This window comes from Bradyrhizobium sp. SK17, assembly GCF_002831585.1.
Classification (GTDB): Bacteria; Pseudomonadota; Alphaproteobacteria; order Rhizobiales; family Xanthobacteraceae; genus Bradyrhizobium.
On record NZ_CP025113.1, the window covers coordinates 4,595,988 to 4,612,736 of the forward strand.

The window sequence follows — 16,749 nt, forward strand, 5'->3', positions numbered from 1 at the left end:
CCGTGCTGTAAATTTCGTCTCAACCATCGAGACGGAATCCTGAGCCCATGACCACTACTCCGCGGCCGGCCAACATGGCCTTCGAGCTCGCCTTGCTGCTGGCGCTCGCCACCCTCTGGGGCGGCTCCTACACCTTCATCAAGCTCGGCGTCGCCACCATTCCGCCGATCACGCTGATCGCGGCGCGGACCACGATCGCGGGCCTGCTGCTCCTCGTCATCATGTGGATGCGCGGGGTGACGATGCCGACGGACAGGGCGACCTGGCGGCGTTTCATCTTCCAGGCCTGCCTCAACAGCGTGATCCCCTGGACACTGATCGCCTGGGGCGAGCGCTTCGTCGACGCCGGGCTGGCGACGATCCTCAATTCGGCCTCGCCGGTCTTCACCTTCCTGCTCACCGTCGCGATCACCCGCCATGAGGCCGCCAGCCCGCGGAAACTGTTCGGGGTGATGGCCGGCATGGCCGGCATCTGCCTGATCGTCGGGGTCGACGCATTCCGCGATGTCGGGCAGGGGATCCTGGCCGAGGTCGCGATCGTCGCCGCCACCATTTGCTACGCCTGCGCCGCGATCTTCAGCCGCGGCTTCAAGGGGCTCGATCCGATGGCGCCGGCGGCGGGCTCGCTGCTCGCGGGCGCCGCGATCCTGATCCCGCTCAGCCTCGCCGTCGAGCGGCCCTGGACGCTGTCGCCGTCGGCCAGCTCGCTCGCCGCCTTGCTGGCGCTTGCGGTGTTCTCGACCGCGATCGCCTTCGTGATCTACTTCCGGCTGATCCAGACCCTCGGCTCGGTCGGCACCACGGCGCAGGCCTATCTGCGGGTGCCGATCGGGGTTGCGCTCAGCGTCGCATTCCTCGGCGAACGGCTGAGCCCGACGGCGTGGATCGGGCTCGCCTGCGTCGTGATCGGCGTCGCCGCGATGACAATTCCCATGCGCAGGGTCGCGACGGCCTGAGGTCATCGCCGCGATGACGATTCGGGCACGGGAGGCCGCCGCGGCCTGACGTTTTGCGAGCGGCGGCCGGCCCGCCCTGCTGGCGTGCCGGAATCGGTCGTTAACGTGGTCGGGTGACACAGGTCACATCGCCGACCCTCCAAGGCCTGTAGCATGTTTTCCCAAGGCCCGTAATTTCCCGTATATTGGGGTGCATTGGACCCCGGCCTAGATGACATGACCGCTGACTTGCCGCCGAATTCGCATCCGCCGCGTGCGTTCTCCCTCTCGATCGGCCAGCTCACGTTCGGCAGCTTCCTGCTGGTGCTGGCTGTGATCATCATCACGTCCACGGCCAGCGTCATCGCGATCCGCCACATCGACACCACTTTCGCCGAGTTGCAGCGGCTGCAGAGCGTCGGCGACATTGCCGAGGACATCGACCGCCGTACCAACGAGCTGCGGCTCGCGGCACGGGACTTCGTCACCGAGCCCGGCACCCAGTCCGCCCAGGTCGCGGAGGCGGCCCAGTCGCTCAGCGAGATCCTGAAGAAGACCCGCATCGAGCTGGCGCCCGAGCAGCAGGACATGATCGACGGCGTCACCCAGCGGCTGGCGACCTATCGCAGCGGGATCGAACGCATCTCGGCGCTGCTCAGCCGCCGGGCCGAGATCGTCGCCGCGCTGCCGCCGCTGCGCGACGCCTTCGACAAGGCGGTCGCCGAGAGCAACGATACGGCGCTGGCGAGCACGCTGTCGCAGATCCAGAGCCGCATCGCCACCGCACTGCTGGCGCACAACACCTCCGCCGCCGAGCAGGCCGCGCAAAGCATGCGGGCGATGAGCATCGCCGATCCGGCGCTGCGCAGCGCCGTCGACAATTATGCCGAGGCGATCACCGCGGTTTCGGTCCGCGAGGGCCAGATCGCGGACATCGACCGCGAGGTGCTCGGCGCCGAAGGCAGGCTGATCCAGAAGGTGACCGAGCTGCTGCGCGAGCTGTCGAGCCGCCGCGGCCATGTGCTGTCGCGCGATTTCGCCCGGACGCTTGCCGAGGCGAAATGGCAGAGCATCGTGCTCGGGACGGCGGGCGTGCTGATCGGCCTGTTCGCCTCGGTGCTGGTGGTTCGCCGCACCGTCCGACCGCTCGCCCGGATCGCGGGATCGATCCGCCGGGTCGCCGGCGGCGAGAAGAACGCCTTCATCCCCGGCGCCGATCTCGACAACGAGATCGGCGACATCGCGCGCGCCGCCGAGGTGTTCCGGCAGACCCTGGTCGACGCCGACAGCGCGCGCGAGGCCGCGCTGCGCGCGCTGGCCGAGCAGCGGCTCGCCGAGGAGAGCTATCACAAGCTGTTCGAGGCATCGGTCGAGGGCATCTACGTCACGACCCCGGGCGGCGCGCTGCTCAACGCCAATCCGGCGCTGGCACGGATGATGGGCTATGCCACGCCGCAGGACCTGATCAAGGGCACCGACGACATCGCCTCCACCGTCTACGTCGATCCGGCGGCGCGCGAGCAGTACCAGCAATTGATGCAGCGCGACGGCACCGTACACGACTACGAATACCAGGTGCGCTCGCGTGACGGCACCGTGCTGTGGCTGTCGGATTCCGCGACCGTCGTGCGCAACGACGAAGGCGAGGTGATCCGCTACGAGGGCACGGTACGCGACATCACCGACCAGAAGCGGGCCGAGGACGCCATCGCCGAAGGCCGCCGCATGCTGCAAATGGTCATCGACACGGTGCCTGCCGTCATCAACGTCAAGAACAACGAGCTGCGCTACGTGATGATGAACCGCTACATGGCGGGCATCTTCGGTGTCGATCCGCAGGACGCGATCGGCCGGACCACCGCCGAGCTGATGCAGCGCTATGGCGCCGCCAAGACCGACGAGAACGACAAGCGCGTGCTGTCGGTGCGGCGCGAGCTCGGCTTCTACGAAGAGGAATACAAGGACGCCGCCGGCAACATGCGGCAATGGCTGGTCAACAAGCTGCCGATCCTGGACCAGCAGGGCGAGATCGAGAACATCGTCACGGTCGCGCTCGATATCGGCGAGCGCAAGCGTTCCGAGCAGGAGATGCGCAAGGCCAAGGATTCCGCCGAGGCCGCGCTGCGCAACCTGCGCGAGACGCAGAACTCGCTGATCGAGGCCGAGAAGCTCGCCGCGCTCGGTCGTCTGGTCGCCGGCGTCGCCCATGAGGTCAACAATCCGGTCGGCATCAGCCTGACGGTGGCCTCGGCGCTGGAGCGCAAGACTGCGATCTTCGCGGCCCAGGTCGAGCGCGGCGACCTGCGCCGCTCGAGCCTCAACGATTTCCTCAACACCGCGCGGGATGCGTCGTCGCAACTCGTCGCCAATCTCAACCGCGCCGCCGAGCTGATCCAGTCGTTCAAGCAGGTCGCGGCCGACCGCAACTATTCGGACCAGCGCACCTTCGATCTCGGCGATCTCACCGAGCAGGTGGTGATGAGCCTGCGGCCTGGTCTGCGCAAGCACAATCTGACGCTCAACGTCGATTGCGAGCCGAACTTGATGATGAACTCCTACCCCGGACCGTATGGCCAGGTGCTGACCAATTTGTTCCTCAATGCGGTGGCGCATGCGTTCCCGGACGGCAAGCCCGGCGAGGTCGAGATCAAGGTTCACGCCGCCGGCGGCGACAATGTCGAGGTGATCTTCGCCGACAATGGCTGCGGCATGAGCCTCGACGTGCGGCGCCGCGCCTTCGATCCGTTCTTCACGACGCGACGCGATCAGGGTGGTACCGGGCTCGGCCTGCACATCGTCTACAGCATCGTCACGACGCGGCTGGGCGGCCGGCTCTCGCTCGATTCCGCGCCCGGCAACGGCACGCGCATCCAGATCATCCTGCCGCGCGTCGCGCCACTCGAGCAAGCCGCGGAGTAGATTGGCCTGCTGTTCCGGACCGCAGGATGCAAAGCAGCAGCGGCTTGAGTTGCGTGCGTATCCGCCGGGCAAGCGAGCGGAAACGCGGCGCCATCCACACTGGCGTACCGCAGTGCGGTTGACAGCATCGTCCTGAAATGTTCGCTGGGGTCGGTCTTGCGCCGACAGGACGGCTGCGGTCGGTGGCTGCGGAAGGCGTCGAGTTGATTTCAACCGCGGGAACGGAAGACTCTCGATGACGTCACGCTGGATCTGGCTCTCTTCGCAAATCATCCATCGGATCTGGTTTCGAGCGTCTCTTTTCTCCCTCCTGGCGATTGCCACGGCTTTGGTCGCCATTTTTGTCAGACCCTATATTCCGAGCAACTGGACCACGAGCATAGGCGCGGACGCCGTCGACAATGTCCTGAGCATCATCGCGTCCAGCATGCTGACGGTTACCACGTTCTCGTTGAGCACAATGGTCTCGGCCTATTCCGCCGCGACCAGTAGCGTGACGCCGCGCGCGACACGGCTTATCATGCAGGACAGCACGACCCAGAATGTGCTGGCGACTTTTGTCGGCTCGTTTCTGTTCAGTCTTGTCGGGATCATCGCGCTCAGCACCGGCGCCTACGGAGAAAGCGGTCGCGTCGTTCTCTTCGTGGTGACGATTGCGGTGATCGTCTTGATCATCGTAACTTTGTTGCGATGGATCGATCATCTTTCGAGCCTGGGGCGCGTGACTGAAACGACAGCGCGCGTCGAAGTCGTGACGATCGAGGCGATGCGATCGCGGCGTAAGCGCCCCTTTCTCGGTTGCCGGCCGCTGAACGACGCGAGCTTCGACGTTCCAGCGACGGCGCGTCCGATCTTTCCGTCCGCAATTGGGTACGTTCAGCATCTCGACACCGGCGGACTCTCGGCGATAGCAACGGCCGGCGGCGGTCAAATATTCGTTCGCACAATCCCGGGACAACTGACGGGGACCAATGAACCCGTCGCCTGGAGCGTCGGCTTGCGGGATCACGATCTCGATCAGGATGCGATCAGGAGTTGCTTCTCGATTGGCGAGACACGCTCGTTCGATCAGGATCCTCGCTTTGGCGCTTGCGTTCTCGCCGAGATCGCATCACGCGCGCTTTCTCCAGCGGTCAACGATCCCGGCACTGCGATCGACGTGATCACGCGAGCCATACGCGTTCTGTCGGTCTGGGCGGAGCCCGTCGACCCTCTCGAGGCCGAAATTCTCTATCCCAACGTTCATGTTCCGCCGATCGATCTCGCAGGTCTGTTCGATGATCTCTTTGTGCCGATCGCACGCGATGGCGCCGGTATCATCGAGGTCGGATTGCAGTTGCAAAAGGCGCTGCGGGTACTGTCGCTATACGACGACGACCGCTTCTGGCAGAATGCGAGGCGGCATTCAGTCGAGGCGCTCGGTCGTGCGGAGCTTCAGCTCGCGTTCGCGGGTGACAAGGAGCGCATAAGGCGTGCTTCGGAAGCGGTCGGACGCACGTGACGCCTGATAGCAAGCCCCGCTTGACGTTCCGAATCCGTGCCACTCGGTCGTTGCCTTAATTGATATCGGCGAGCCAGTGCAGCGTCGCGCCGAAGATCAGGCTCGCCTTGCCGACCAGCGCGGTTCCGCTCATGTTGCCGCGGGTGTCGGTGAAGGTGCCGGAGACGCCGATGCCGACCGGCGCCGGCCCGCCGAACAGCGGATTGTCGGTCTCGCGCGGCGTGGTGTGGCGCTGCACCAGCACCTCGCCCTTGAAGGTATCGCCCTTCACCGTGTAGCTGCCGGTGTAATACAGATAGGCATCGCCGCCGAGAATCTGTCCGTCGCGAAACAGAATCACGCCGCTGCCCTTGCCGACACGCCCGTCCAGCAGGGTGACGTGGATTGAGTACAGCCCGTTCTTCATAACGTCCCATGGACCGGCTGCCGCGCCCGCAGCAATCCGGATTGGTTTTTTATGCCAAAGCGAGCAACCTCGTGCAATGCGGCAGGTTGATTCCGGGGTGTCCGGAGAGGCCGTGAACCCTCGGTTCCTGCCAGGCGGTGTGACGGCGCGATGACAGCGGACCGTGCGCGCGAATCGAACTGGCCCGCGAAATGCATAGCTCTGGTTGCACTGGCCGGTGAGTGCTGGAGCAACACACATGACAGACAGGTTGGAAGCTGGCGGCCGCTTGGCAGGCCGGAATGACGATCCCGGAACCCTGGTTGGCCGTCGCCGCGGCCGGACGAGCGTGTTTCTGTCGCTTGGTCTGGTCGCCCTCGTATCGGTCGCAGCTGTGCAGCTTGCGCAGGCGCGCGATCCTGACGGCCGCTACGCCAATTCGCCGCTTAAGGAATGGTTCGACAGCCTGCGCAGCGGCAAGGGACCCTGTTGCTCGGACGCCGACGGCAGCGCCGTCAGCGATGTCGATTGGGAATCGAAGGACGGCCACTATCGTGTGCGTCTCGACGGTGCGTGGATCGACGTCCCCGACGAGGCCGTGGTGACCGAGCCCAACCGGGCCGGCCGGGCCATGGTTTGGCCGATCAAGAGCTACATGGGCGTGACGATCCGCTGCTTCATGCCGGGCAGCATGACGTAGCGCGGCGCGCCACTCACGCGTATTTCTTGTCGCGCTCGAGCAGCTCGATCGAGATGCCCTGCGGGCCGCGGATGAAGCAGATCCGCACGCCGGGACGGATTGTGGTCGGCTCCTTGGTGAACTCGACGCCTTTGGCTTTGATCTCGGCCGCGACGGCGTCGATGTCCTTCACCGCCAGTCCGAAATGATCGAGCCCCTGATAAGGCGTCACCGGCGGGGCATTGACGCCGTCGCCTTGTGCCACCTCCGCGATGAACACCCTGGCGCCGCCGAGCTGAACGTCGATGCGGCCGGGGCCGCGAATGATCTCGCCGCCGAGAATATCGCGCAGCCAAGTCGCGGTGGCCTCGGGATCGGGACTGCGCAGATGGACGTGGTCCCAGGTGACGACAGGCATTGCGAACTCCTTGTCATTCTCGTGCCGCTCGGCTGCGTGGCACTCGCGCTCGAGCGGTGCAAATCTAGGACATGATCCGGAAAAGTGCGAAGCGGATTTCCGAGAGCACCATGTCTGAATATGCCTGAACAGGGGTCCAAGGCGCGATGGCGATTCACCCTGATCGCATCGCTTTGGCGAGTGATCGACTGGGATGCCAGCCCAAGACGTGCCCGCAAGATCGTCGTCCCGAACCGAAACCATTCCGGCGGTGGGCGGTTGTTCTCGCGTGGCCGTAGGGCCTGCGGTCATCATGAAGGCTGCAAGGTGCGTGGTGGCGTGATTGGGCTGCCAGGGTGAGGGCGCGACGATGAGGACCGGATTGTCGTCGTTTTGGAGATCTGCCGCTGAACGTTTCGGTGAGCGCGGCTTCTATGCCGGCCTGCTGTTGCCGGTGATCGCGATCGCCGGGGCTACCGCATGGTTCATGCTCCCGGACCCGAGTGACGCCGGAGATGAGGACGTCTGGCCAATGTCCTCCACCGTCATCCAGAGCGCGCAAGACACCTCGACCGGGGCGCAGCCTGCCGAGGCGAGAAAGGATACTCCGGCTGTGCCGGCCGATGAGCCGGCCACGGTAAGTATGGCTACCGCTTCGCAGGCGGCGGAGGAGGTACGGCCGTCCGAGCCGGGCTCCGAGCGGTCGCCGCTGAACAAGCTGCGGATCGCCTCGCAATCATGGCGGCGCGGCGGGCTGGGTTCGAAGGTCCTGGTCACCTTGACGCTGCGCAATGCCAATGATTTCGCGGTCAAGGATATCGAGATCGCCTGCGCCTTCATCCGCCGCGACGGCAGCCCCGTGACCGAGCGCAAGCGACTGATCCCCGACACCATCGCGAGGAGGAGCCGCAAGACCTATTCACGGATGTTAATCGGGTTCGTAAACGTTAACGCGAATAAGGCGAAATGTTCGGTCGTGACCGCCAGCCGGGTCTAAACCCTTGATCTCGAAAAAGTGACCGGGAATTGACCGGCCGGGTGAACCGTAACGGAGAGGCAGGAACTAACTACTAAGCCGACCGTTAGTGAATGACCGGAGGAGCGCGGATGGCGACCTTCCGGCTGATCATGCGCAGACGATGAATTCGCTGCGCGATGACGTCTGTCGTCGCGCCGAGATGAACCGTGCCCGTGGCGCGGGGGGAGCTTCCAAGATGCCTGTGGCGCGTTATTTCCTGTTCGTTGGTGGAGTGCTGCTCGCGCTGCTCTTCGTCGTTAACGCCATTGTGCCGCAGGACGCGGCTGCTCCCGGCCAGACCCAGAGCCTGTCGTCGCCAGGAGTCGACAAGACGATGGTGCGCATCAGGTCGACCCAGAAGCTGCCGGAACGGGTGGTGTATGACACCAGCCTGCCGACCATCGTTCCGCCGCAGGTGAATGTGGTGGCTGCGGCAGCGTCGTCGGCCCCGCATGAGGCGTCCGCGCAGTCCCGCGTCCGCGATACGTTTGCCCAGTTCATTCCGCCGGAGAAGGCGGCTGATGCACAGAAGGGTCCGGTGGTGGCCGAGGCGAAGCCGGCCGAGCAGCCGGCGCTGGTCCCGCCGCCGGCGCCGAAGAAGCGCAAGGTTGCGCGCAGCCACCCCTATCAGCAGCAGCCGATGCGGCTGGTGCAGCCCGGAATGTATCAGCCTTACCGTGTCGCACAGCAGCAGCCGCGCATGGGCTTCTTCAGCGGCTTCGGGACCTGGTAAGCAGGCGCCCGCAATCCGCATCGATATGCCGCCGCAACTTGGTTGCGGCGGCATTTTCATGTTCGAGGTGCTAGACCGCGTGATGGAGCCAGCGCGGTACCGATTCAATCAGAACCCGGCAATGCGCCTTAGCGCGGCAGGCGCGGAATCTTGTCGGCGAAGCCGTTGTAGCAGGTCAGCCGTTCGTCCTCTTCCTTGACGAACCGGCACTCGTTGACGCCCTTGGCGGGGGCCGCCTTCGGCTTCGGCTGCGGCTTGAAGATCTCATCGTAGCAGTTCAGCCGCTCCTTGGTGGCATCGTCGATGTCGCCGCAGGCCTGCAGCTTTTGCGCGACCGATTGCGGCTTGCCCGGCGCCGGCTTTTCGCCCTTCTTCGCCCCCTTCTTGCCGACCTGGACCAGCGGCTTGTCGCCGACCATCGGCTGAGGGGCCGCCGCCGGCTTGTCCGCGGCCGGGGGTGGGGTGGTGCCTTGAGCAAGCGCAGCCGCCGGGCACAGGAGCGCCAGCGCGAGGATGATATGCTTCATGTCGAAAATGTCCGAAATGGCGTGATGACCGGAAGGATGGCGCCGGGGATCGGAAAAGCCCGGCAAGCGCCGAGGCTTATCGCAAGTCTTGCCCGAATCCTACCCCCAGCGGCGGCCCGCCTGGCCGCGATCCACCGGCAAAAATACGGGCAATTCGCCGCCGCTGGATCGTCATGCGTGTGATTTGCCTTTGCCGCACCGGACGGCTATGACGATGCCATCTGCGCGACTGGCGCTTGGATGGACCACCATCGGGGAGCGCAGAGACTGATCGCCGCGCGCCTGGGCACCGCTTCGAAACGGAGGTGCCATGACGGCGAATATTCTCGATGGGCATCTGCATGCCCAAATTGTCATCGACAAGGTTGCCAGCGAACTGGACCGGCTGCCCCGCGCGCCGGGACTTGCGGTCGTGCTGGTCGGATGTGACCCCGCGAGCCAGATCTACGTCCAGAGCAAGGTCAGGATGGCCGAGCGGCTCGGCCTGCGCGGCGAGGTCGTGCGCCTGCCGGACGACGCCGGCGAGGCCGACCTGCTTGCCAGGATCGAGGCGCTCAATGCCCGCAACGATATCGACGGCATCCTGATCCAGCTGCCGTTGCCGGCGCATATCGACGCTCTGCGGGTGATGGCCGCGGTCGATCCGGCCAAGGATGTTGACGGCCTGCACGCCCTCAACGCCGGCCGGCTGTTTCACGGCGACGATGCGCTGGTGCCGTGCACGCCGCTCGGGTGCCTCAGGCTGATCAAGTCGATCCGTCCAGATCTCACCGGCGCTCATGCTGTGGTGATCGGCAGCTCCAACATCGTAGGCAAGCCGATGGCCGCGCTGTTGCTGCAGGAGCAGGCGACCGTGACGCAGACCCACATCCACACCCGCGGTATCAGCGCCATCTGCCGGCAGGCCGATATTCTGGTGAGCGCGGTGGGCAAGGCCGGTCTGGTGCGCGGCGACTGGATCAAGCCGCAGGCGATCGTGATCGACGTCGGCACCACGCGCGTCGAGAAGCCGGACGGCGGTTACATGGTGTGCGGCGATGTCTCGTTCGACGAGGCGCTGCTGGTCGCCGGTGCGATCACGCCGGTGCCGCGCGGCGTCGGCCCGATGACGATCGCCTGCCTGATGGAGAACACCGTGAAGGCCGCGAAGGCCAGGGCGGCGCGGCTGCAATAGCGCGGGATGCGCGCTCGGAGACGCGCGCGGCCGGTGCTGCTCGCGTCTCGTATGCGCGCATGGCGGTCGCGCGCGAAGTTCATGACCCCAGAGGTAATGGAAAGCGCGCAACGTTCGGCTATCGTCGCGCGGCAGATGGAGGCGCGCGATGCTGTATGCGGAAGATCTCACCGAGGGCCAGACATTCAAGCTTGGCACCTACACGATCGGAGAGGCGGAGATTCTGGCGTTCGCCGGAAAATATGATCCGGTGCCGATCCATACCAATCCGGCCGCTGCTGCCGTGGGGCCGTTCGGAGGGCTGATCGCAAGCGGCTTCAATACCATGGCGATCTATCAGCGCCTCGTCGTGGAGGCGATCTGGACCAAGGTGGCGGGCATCGTCGGCCGCAGCTTCGAGATCCGGCTTCCCAGTCCGGTTCGGCCGGGAGCGACACTCACCGGCCAATCGGAAATCCAGAAGATCACCCTCAGGCCGGAGCGGCGCGACGCCGTGGTGATCTTCAAGACCGAACTCGTCAACGACGAGCAGCGCCCCGTTCTCGTCCTCGTGCTCGATGCGCTGATCCATATGCGACCTACGGCGCGCGGGCAGTCCTAACCTCCGCACCGCGGAATTCCCCGCGGCCGCTCGTGCCCGAGCGCTGCGTTTGCACTAGTACCTTGCATTGCATGGTACCTTGCTATATACAGTTCCTGTGACGTGCAGGAGTTCGATGGCGGAATCGACGATCCAGGTTCAGCTCAAGAAGGGAGCGCTCGAGATGTGCGTGCTGGCGCTGCTGGCCCGTGGGGAAAGCTATGCCTATGAAATCGCGAGCACGCTCGCCTCGGGCATCGGGATGGGCGAGGGCACGATCTATCCTTTGATGCGCCGCATGCAGGATGACGGGCTGGTCGACACGCGCCTCGTCGAGTCCAGCAGCGGGCCACCGCGGAAATACTATCGGCTGACGGCGGCTGGCCGTGCCGCGCTCGCCGCCCAGAAGCGCGAATGGCAGGTGTTTACCGACGCGGTCGACCAACTGCTCGGAGAGCGCAAATGAACAGGGCGGCCTTCCTGCGACGTCTCTCGGATGGACTGGCGGGCCTCCCGGCACGTGAAGCCGAGGACATCCTCGATGACTACAGCGCGTATTTCGACGAGGGTTTCGCAGATGGACGCAGCGAAGAGGATGTCGCGGCGGCGCTCGGCGATCCGGCGCGGCTGGCACGCGAGCTGCGTGCCGAGACCGGCCTGAAGCGCTGGGAACAGGATCACAGCCTGCGCAACTCGGCATCGGTGCTGCTTGCCATCGGTGGTCTTGCCGCCGTCGACATCGTCGTGCTGCTGCCGCTGTTGTTTGCGGCGCTGATCACCGTGCTGGTTCTAGGTCTCGTGATGTTCGTGCTCGGGATCGTCGGGATCGGGCTGCTCATCAGCGTCTTCAAGCTCGCCGCGGTCGCGTCGATTGCGAAGCTGATGCTGCGCACTGTCGCCGGCATCGGACTGCTATCCGCCAGCGGCGGCATCGCGCTGCTGCTGTTGTTCGCTGTCAATGTCGCGGTCGGCAGGCTCGGCAGCTACGCGCGGCTGCATTACCGATTGCTCAAGCCCGAGCAGCACGCCGGCTGAATACCGGAGGAGGGTGACCATGCGTGTGCCTCAGACTTTCAGGATCGGGATCGATCGGCGTCGCGTTCTGGCCGGGCTGGGGGCGAGCCTGCTCATGCCATCGGCCGCGTCGGCACTGCCGTCGGCGGAGGACATCGCCCACCGTCTCGCGCAAGCAGAGGGCGCAGATCGGATCAGCGGACTGCACGCGCTGCTGGTGAGCCAGGGCGACCGGCTGCTGTTCGAGCACTATGGCAAGGGCGACGACGAATCCGAAATCGGGGGAGCGCTGCACGACGTCGTGTTCGGTCCCGATGTTCCGCATGATCTGCGTTCGGTGTCGAAGAGCGTGGTCGGTCTCGTCTACGGCATCGCGCTCGCCGCCGGCAAGGTGCCGCCGCCCGAGGCAAAGCTGTACGACCAGTTTCCCGAATATGCCGATCTCGCGCGCCAGCCGGGCCGCGACCGCATCACGATCCATCATGTGCTGTCGATGACGCTCGGCATCGAATGGGACGAACTCACCGTCCCCTATGGGCGCGACCTGCGTAATTCGGAGATCGCGATGGAGGCCGCGCCCGAGCGCTTCCGTTTCATCCTGGAGCGGCCGATCATCGCCGAACCCGGTACCAAATGGAGCTATTGCGGCGGCGCGACCGCGCTGTTGGGACATCTCATCTCGCAGGGCACCGGCGAGCCGCTGCTCGCCTATTGCCGCCGCGTGCTGTTCGATCCGCTGAGCTTCGGTCGCGTCGATTGGGCGAAGGGCGTGGGCGATGGCCAGTATCGCGCGGCGTCGGGGCTGCGTCTGCTGCCGCGCGATCTGCTCAAGATCGGTCAGCTGGTGCGCGCCGGTGGTGCGTGGGGCGGCCGGCAGATCGTGCCGCGCAACTGGCTGACGCGCATGCTCGCGCCGGCGGTCATGATGGAAGATGGCCGCCGCTACGGCTACCAATGGTATCTCGGCGCATCGTTCGCCGCCGCGTTGCCGCATCCGGAGCGCTGGGCTGGAGGCATCGGCTGGGGCGGACAGCGTCTCTATCTGTTCCCTGCGCTCGACCTCGTCGTCGTGCAGTGCTGCGGCAATTACGACAAGCCCGCGGCGGAACAGCGGCGCATCAACGACGTCGTTATCGACGAGGTCGTGCTGCCCGTCCTGGCCTGAGTTGCTGCGAGAGGAACGCAGCACGCCTGTCGCGCCTTTACGCATCGACTGGTCATCACCACGATTACATGTGGAACCTGCAACGCGTGCGGTCAAAACTGCACGCCTATGCGGTCAATGCGTCGCATTCGGGAACGTTTCGGTGCCGGATCGGTTCGAGGATTCGAGGCCCTGACGACAAAGGGCGCGGGCGGGGAGGAACCAGCCAACATCAAGGCCGGAACCAACACGAAGGAGCAGCGGATGAAGCTGAATTCGACTCAAGTCAAACAGACCATGACGCAACTCAATGCCCAGGTGCTTCCGGACGATCATCCGGCCGTGCCGCAATTGAACAGCGTGTTCGGCGAACACACATTCTTTGTCGACACCAGCGGACTCAAGGTCCTCGAACCCGCCCAGTCCTCCGACATGCCGGGGCAGACCGGTGAGGTGGTGAGTCTTGCCGAGTGGAGCGATCCGGAGTTGACCTCGCTTCGGCCGCACGAGCCCGAGCCGACCGGCGTGCTGATCGCGCTCGAGCCGAGCAAGCACTGAGCGAAGCGCCCGGCACCGCCATCGCCCTCGTGACGGCGACTGCGCCGACATCACCGCAAGAAAGTCACACGGCAAATCGGCGCCGCCTGCGTATCCATCGGTTCGAGGTGGGTATCCAGGCGGTGAGGGGCAGACGGATCGTGCCGAGAAGGCCGAGCTGCGTTCGACCGCCTCTTGATCCTCTATCGCGCGATACTGCTATCAAGAAATCCGCCTGGACATCCCAGGCGCTTCATCCAATCGTTGGCAGAAAGAGACATTCATCGCAAACATGAAGATCGTCTAATGTGATTTGTTTCGCACTACCGAGAACGTGCCCTTGATATCCATATGAGAAGAGCAACTGCTTGACTTGACGTGCAGAACTGCCACAGCCGACCAGCGCAGCCTCGTTGAGTTCGATCAGGAGAGGAGGTGTCGATTTCAACGTTTGAACCGCGCCTAGGAGAGCCTGATACTCCGACCCTTCGATGTCTATCTTGATAAAATCGACGCGACGCCCGGCGACAATATCGTCGATTCTGCGGACCGGAACCTGAAAGCTCCGCTCTCCTGCAACAGAACCGAGAGTGTACATGCCATAGTTGCCCTTCTCGGGAAGGGTCAAGATAGCGGCGCCCTCACTGCTTCCAACCGCTGCGGGAACCACCTCGATGTTCTGCAAACGGTTGAGCGCCGCAGCATCGCGGATCGTCTGTGCGTGCGGTGGAGCGGCCTCGATCGCTATGACGTTCCCCGACGAACCGACAGCGGTTGCTCCTTCAATACTGAAGAGCCCGATGTTTGCGCCGACGTCGAGAAGCGTGCTGCCGGGGCGCAGATGGCTCTTCATAGCCTGTACGCACGAGGGTTCAAAGATTCCGAGGTAGTAGAGAAGTAGTTGCAGATGATCCACGTGCGTCGTTTTCACCAGCGCACCCGATCGGAGCTTGACGATCGAGGGAGACGGCTGGAACCGATAGCCCCACCAGAGAGCAACATGTTCGACGGCTGACGTCGGGGGAAGCCTCCGGAGCAAATGACGCAAGAGGAGATCAATCGCGCGGAGGACGCCAATCTGGTTCTTCGGTGTAGACACTGGAATTTACTTGCCGATCTGATTGCGAACAAGGAGGTGCCGCTCTCCTAGCTTACGAGGGGAGCTGCTCGTTTCGTATCTTGCTGACTACCTTCAATGCTGCGTCCGAAAGACCCGGTCCGATACCGCTGACGATCGTCAGCATATCGAAAAACTGACGCGGAATCCGTTTGGTCCTCAGGACTTTAGTAGCTTCCTAATGCCACGCTTTGCACGTCGTACGCCGGCCGCAATGTTGTTCTTCACGATCTCTGCCGGCATTAGCACCAAGCCCTTCATTCTCTCTTCCGGTCGGGCTCTGAAGATGGTGCTGTGGCTAGCACCAGTCCAATGTGCCGGGGCCTCCTTGGTGTAGTAGTAAGTTGCAAAAGATCGTCGCGGAGCGGGCGCGGAGGGAGAGACCGGGATCACCCCGTGGTAGCTGACCTCGTTGGTTTCAAAGATTACGCAGCGGTTGAATATTGGGTCGAATGTCGCTTCGCAGTGCTCTACGTCAGCGTCCCACAACTGGAATTGGCCGCCCCAAGCCTTTTGCCACGGCTCATTGAGATAAAGCAGGAGATTCAATCGCCGGTGAAGCTGTCTATCCTCGATGAAGTTGAAGTCAACATGAACGTCCAGCCTGCCCCCCGGGCCTGTGATGTGGATGCCGCCGCCGAGCAACTGCTCGTCAGCAAGGAGATTTGGCATGTTTGTAATATAGGAGAGATCGGCGAGAAACTCTGATGATGCAAGGGCCGTATTCAAGGTGCTGACGGCGCCGGTAAACTTTCTATAGTCGGAGACTTGGACCTTCTTGCGCTCATTGACCGTTTTGAAGGTCTTACCGAGTTCTAGCGCTGATCCGAAATCGGGATAAGCCGCGACAACGGCCCTGGCGTCGTCGGCGGGAATAAAGTCATCGATCACGATATGTGGGACAGGCTTTGCTGTCGTAAACTGCTCCCGAAGCTTCTCGCGGTCGAACCGTCCAAATGGATTGTTCACAACGTATCTCCTCAGCTCAAAGCGCTCGCTGACATGAAAGCTGCGTGTTCTTTAATCGTGAGCCCTTTTCTGTTGGCCGGCGACTGGCGGGCAGGGTGGTCGAGAACGTGTCCAACGTACATTGCCTGATACCACGCAGCCGCAGCTTTCGGCCTTAACCCTGGCAGGCTTCTATCGCGATCGATCTTTCGCATCGCATGCTCGGCATTGAATTCCTCAATTGCCGCGAGCTCGCCGCACCATTTGTTTGCAAAGAAGAAGCTGACGTCGTCGAAATACATGCTCATCGCGGGAAGGTATTTCTCTGGATCTCCGGTCAGGCATCGGAGCGCTGATTTCGAGGCGCTATAGATATCGACGTCGATTGCGATGAAGCCCAGAGGGGATTGCGGCCCCAGAGTTCCGGTGAAGCCATCGATCGTCTGGTCGATATTCCCCCATATGATCTCGGCACGACCGCCGATCTTCTTCTCGAGCGATGTCCGATCTTCCATGGCAAAATCGCCGGGATTCCATATTTCCGGGTGGTCCTTGTAGCTGTCGATCGACGGCAAGCCTGCCCCTGTATCGAAGCCGACAATCCGGAACGCGACGCCTGTTTCGGCGGTTATCAGTTCCGCACAGTCGATCATGTTGAGCAGTCCACGGCCGCTGGCGACGCCGAACTCGACCACGGTGACGGAACTTGCGCCGACGTATCTTGCATGATCGGCTGCGCGCAGCATGCCGTAGACATAATAAGGGCGGCTAACTAGTCCATGGCGCTCGCGAGTCCTGAAGTCGCCAGTCCGGCCCACCCAGCTATCGACTCCGAGGAAATGTGTCCAAAGCTTCCGCTTGAGACGCAGTGGGAGCGAATCTACCATTACAAAAAATCCACGATCCAAATTAGCTTGAAAAATACTCCACGTTGCTGTGCCCGCCTAGCCCCTTGACAGGCGATAGTTAACTACGGCGGGCTCAGGGTTTGGCGCGTGAAGTCTGGAGTCGTCACTCTTTATCGCGTCCCGCGATTTGTTCCCGGTTTCGAAGGGAGACCGATGTCGCCCGAGCCGACCGGCGTGCTGATCGCGCTCGAGCCGAGCAAGCACTGAGCGAAGCGCCCGGCACCGCCATCGCC

Annotated in this window: 18 protein-coding genes and 1 riboswitch; of the genes, 12 read left to right on the forward strand and 6 right to left on the reverse strand. The window is 63.5% G+C overall.

All coding sequences use genetic code 11. The features are described 5' to 3' along the window. Positions 1-47: 47 nt before the first annotated feature. The 3 genes from CWS35_RS20975 to CWS35_RS20985 all read left to right on the forward strand — a co-directional run bounded on the left by CWS35_RS20975 (position 48) and on the right by CWS35_RS20985 (position 5,355). Positions 48-956 (forward strand): DMT family transporter, encoded by a 909-nt coding sequence (locus tag CWS35_RS20975; RefSeq protein ID WP_100953489.1) that lies wholly within the window; start codon positions 48-50, stop codon positions 954-956. A 216-nt stretch (positions 957-1,172) separates the two neighbouring features. Next, positions 1,173-3,854, forward strand: a complete 2,682-nt coding sequence (locus CWS35_RS20980) for a PAS domain S-box protein (protein WP_024578635.1) — start codon at positions 1,173-1,175, stop codon at positions 3,852-3,854. A gap of 235 nt (positions 3,855-4,089) precedes the next feature. Continuing rightward, on the forward strand, positions 4,090-5,355 hold the full coding sequence (locus CWS35_RS20985; protein ID WP_100953491.1) for a DUF2254 domain-containing protein: 1,266 nt from the start codon (positions 4,090-4,092) through the stop codon (positions 5,353-5,355). Between the two features lie 55 nt (positions 5,356-5,410). On the opposite strand, the gene CWS35_RS20990 is transcribed toward CWS35_RS20985, so the two are convergent. Beyond that, a complete protein-coding gene (locus CWS35_RS20990) occupies positions 5,411-5,761 on the reverse strand; it encodes a GrlR family regulatory protein (RefSeq protein WP_024578637.1) in 351 nt (116 codons plus the stop codon). 238 nt (positions 5,762-5,999) lie between these two features. Here CWS35_RS20990 and CWS35_RS20995 point away from each other — a divergent pair, with 238 nt between their 5' ends. Next, positions 6,000-6,440 (forward strand): hypothetical protein, encoded by a 441-nt coding sequence (locus tag CWS35_RS20995; protein WP_244442105.1) that lies wholly within the window; start codon positions 6,000-6,002, stop codon positions 6,438-6,440. Between the two features lie 13 nt (positions 6,441-6,453). On the opposite strand, the gene CWS35_RS21000 is transcribed toward CWS35_RS20995, so the two are convergent. Beyond that, positions 6,454-6,837 carry a VOC family protein gene (locus tag CWS35_RS21000; RefSeq protein WP_024578639.1) on the reverse strand — a complete coding sequence of 128 codons (384 nt, stop codon included), beginning with the start codon at positions 6,835-6,837 and terminating at the stop codon, positions 6,454-6,456. 361 nt (positions 6,838-7,198) lie between these two features. Between CWS35_RS21000 and CWS35_RS21005 the strand changes: the two genes are divergently transcribed. After that, positions 7,199-7,813 carry a hypothetical protein gene (locus tag CWS35_RS21005; RefSeq protein WP_157817199.1) on the forward strand — a complete coding sequence of 205 codons (615 nt, stop codon included), beginning with the start codon at positions 7,199-7,201 and terminating at the stop codon, positions 7,811-7,813. 217 nt (positions 7,814-8,030) lie between these two features. After that, entirely contained in the window at positions 8,031-8,567 is a 537-nt protein-coding gene (locus CWS35_RS21010; protein WP_100956558.1) for a hypothetical protein, read from the forward strand. 128 nt (positions 8,568-8,695) lie between these two features. On the opposite strand, the gene CWS35_RS21015 is transcribed toward CWS35_RS21010, so the two are convergent. After that, positions 8,696-9,094: a hypothetical protein gene (locus CWS35_RS21015; RefSeq protein ID WP_100953495.1), complete on the reverse strand. Its 399-nt coding sequence runs from the start codon at positions 9,092-9,094 to the stop codon at positions 8,696-8,698. Between the two features lie 215 nt (positions 9,095-9,309). Beyond that, positions 9,310-9,389, forward strand: a riboswitch (ZMP/ZTP riboswitch). Positions 9,390-9,404: 15 nt separating this feature from the next. Between CWS35_RS21015 and CWS35_RS21020 the strand changes: the two genes are divergently transcribed. From CWS35_RS21020 to CWS35_RS21045, 6 genes are all read left to right on the forward strand, one after another. Beyond that, positions 9,405-10,268 (forward strand): bifunctional 5,10-methylenetetrahydrofolate dehydrogenase/5,10-methenyltetrahydrofolate cyclohydrolase, encoded by an 864-nt coding sequence (locus tag CWS35_RS21020; RefSeq protein ID WP_100953497.1) that lies wholly within the window; start codon positions 9,405-9,407, stop codon positions 10,266-10,268. A gap of 148 nt (positions 10,269-10,416) precedes the next feature. Next, on the forward strand, positions 10,417-10,869 hold the full coding sequence (locus tag CWS35_RS21025; protein WP_100953499.1) for a MaoC/PaaZ C-terminal domain-containing protein: 453 nt from the start codon (positions 10,417-10,419) through the stop codon (positions 10,867-10,869). 115 nt (positions 10,870-10,984) lie between these two features. Further along, positions 10,985-11,314, forward strand: coding sequence for a PadR family transcriptional regulator (locus tag CWS35_RS21030; RefSeq protein WP_024578645.1), 330 nt, complete (start codon positions 10,985-10,987; stop codon positions 11,312-11,314). Beyond that, on the forward strand, positions 11,311-11,883 hold the full coding sequence (locus CWS35_RS21035; RefSeq protein WP_100953501.1) for a DUF1700 domain-containing protein: 573 nt from the start codon (positions 11,311-11,313) through the stop codon (positions 11,881-11,883). The genes CWS35_RS21030 and CWS35_RS21035 overlap by 4 nt, the downstream gene beginning before the upstream one ends. A gap of 19 nt (positions 11,884-11,902) precedes the next feature. Beyond that, positions 11,903-13,027, forward strand: coding sequence for a serine hydrolase (locus CWS35_RS21040; RefSeq protein ID WP_200894381.1), 1,125 nt, complete (start codon positions 11,903-11,905; stop codon positions 13,025-13,027). 243 nt (positions 13,028-13,270) lie between these two features. Then, the gene (locus CWS35_RS21045; protein ID WP_024578648.1) at positions 13,271-13,564 is read left to right on the forward strand and encodes a hypothetical protein; all 294 of its coding nucleotides are present in this window, start codon (positions 13,271-13,273) and stop codon (positions 13,562-13,564) included. Between the two features lie 232 nt (positions 13,565-13,796). Here CWS35_RS21045 and CWS35_RS21050 read toward each other — a convergent pair whose 3' ends face one another. The 3 genes from CWS35_RS21050 to CWS35_RS21060 all read right to left on the reverse strand — a co-directional run bounded on the left by CWS35_RS21050 (position 13,797) and on the right by CWS35_RS21060 (position 16,354). Further along, the gene (locus CWS35_RS21050) at positions 13,797-14,474 is read right to left on the reverse strand and encodes an FkbM family methyltransferase (RefSeq protein ID WP_145987276.1); all 678 of its coding nucleotides are present in this window, start codon (positions 14,472-14,474) and stop codon (positions 13,797-13,799) included. A 345-nt stretch (positions 14,475-14,819) separates the two neighbouring features. Continuing rightward, positions 14,820-15,629 (reverse strand): 2OG-Fe(II) oxygenase, encoded by an 810-nt coding sequence (locus CWS35_RS21055; protein WP_024578650.1) that lies wholly within the window; start codon positions 15,627-15,629, stop codon positions 14,820-14,822. A gap of 11 nt (positions 15,630-15,640) precedes the next feature. After that, positions 15,641-16,354, reverse strand: coding sequence for a hypothetical protein (locus CWS35_RS21060; protein WP_244442107.1), 714 nt, complete (start codon positions 16,352-16,354; stop codon positions 15,641-15,643). Between the last annotated feature and the right edge of the window lie 395 nt (positions 16,355-16,749).

Coding starts and splice junctions, on each gene's coding strand:
- CWS35_RS21010 (WP_100956558.1), top strand. CDS start 8,031: ATGCCTGTGGCGCGTTATTTCCTGTTCGTTGGTGGAGTGCTGCTCGCG.
- CWS35_RS20990 (WP_024578637.1), bottom strand. CDS start 5,761: ATGAAGAACGGGCTGTACTCAATCCACGTCACCCTGCTGGACGGGCGT.
- CWS35_RS20980 (WP_024578635.1), top strand. CDS start 1,173: ATGACCGCTGACTTGCCGCCGAATTCGCATCCGCCGCGTGCGTTCTCC.
- CWS35_RS21060 (WP_244442107.1), bottom strand. CDS start 16,354: ATGCTGCGCGCAGCCGATCATGCAAGATACGTCGGCGCAAGTTCCGTC.
- CWS35_RS21000 (WP_024578639.1), bottom strand. CDS start 6,837: ATGCCTGTCGTCACCTGGGACCACGTCCATCTGCGCAGTCCCGATCCC.
- CWS35_RS20985 (WP_100953491.1), top strand. CDS start 4,090: ATGACGTCACGCTGGATCTGGCTCTCTTCGCAAATCATCCATCGGATC.
- CWS35_RS20975 (WP_100953489.1), top strand. CDS start 48: ATGACCACTACTCCGCGGCCGGCCAACATGGCCTTCGAGCTCGCCTTG.
- CWS35_RS21040 (WP_200894381.1), top strand. CDS start 11,903: ATGCGTGTGCCTCAGACTTTCAGGATCGGGATCGATCGGCGTCGCGTT.
- CWS35_RS21025 (WP_100953499.1), top strand. CDS start 10,417: ATGCTGTATGCGGAAGATCTCACCGAGGGCCAGACATTCAAGCTTGGC.
- CWS35_RS21030 (WP_024578645.1), top strand. CDS start 10,985: ATGGCGGAATCGACGATCCAGGTTCAGCTCAAGAAGGGAGCGCTCGAG.
- CWS35_RS21015 (WP_100953495.1), bottom strand. CDS start 9,094: ATGAAGCATATCATCCTCGCGCTGGCGCTCCTGTGCCCGGCGGCTGCG.
- CWS35_RS21045 (WP_024578648.1), top strand. CDS start 13,271: ATGAAGCTGAATTCGACTCAAGTCAAACAGACCATGACGCAACTCAAT.
- CWS35_RS20995 (WP_244442105.1), top strand. CDS start 6,000: ATGACAGACAGGTTGGAAGCTGGCGGCCGCTTGGCAGGCCGGAATGAC.
- CWS35_RS21020 (WP_100953497.1), top strand. CDS start 9,405: ATGACGGCGAATATTCTCGATGGGCATCTGCATGCCCAAATTGTCATC.
- CWS35_RS21035 (WP_100953501.1), top strand. CDS start 11,311: ATGAACAGGGCGGCCTTCCTGCGACGTCTCTCGGATGGACTGGCGGGC.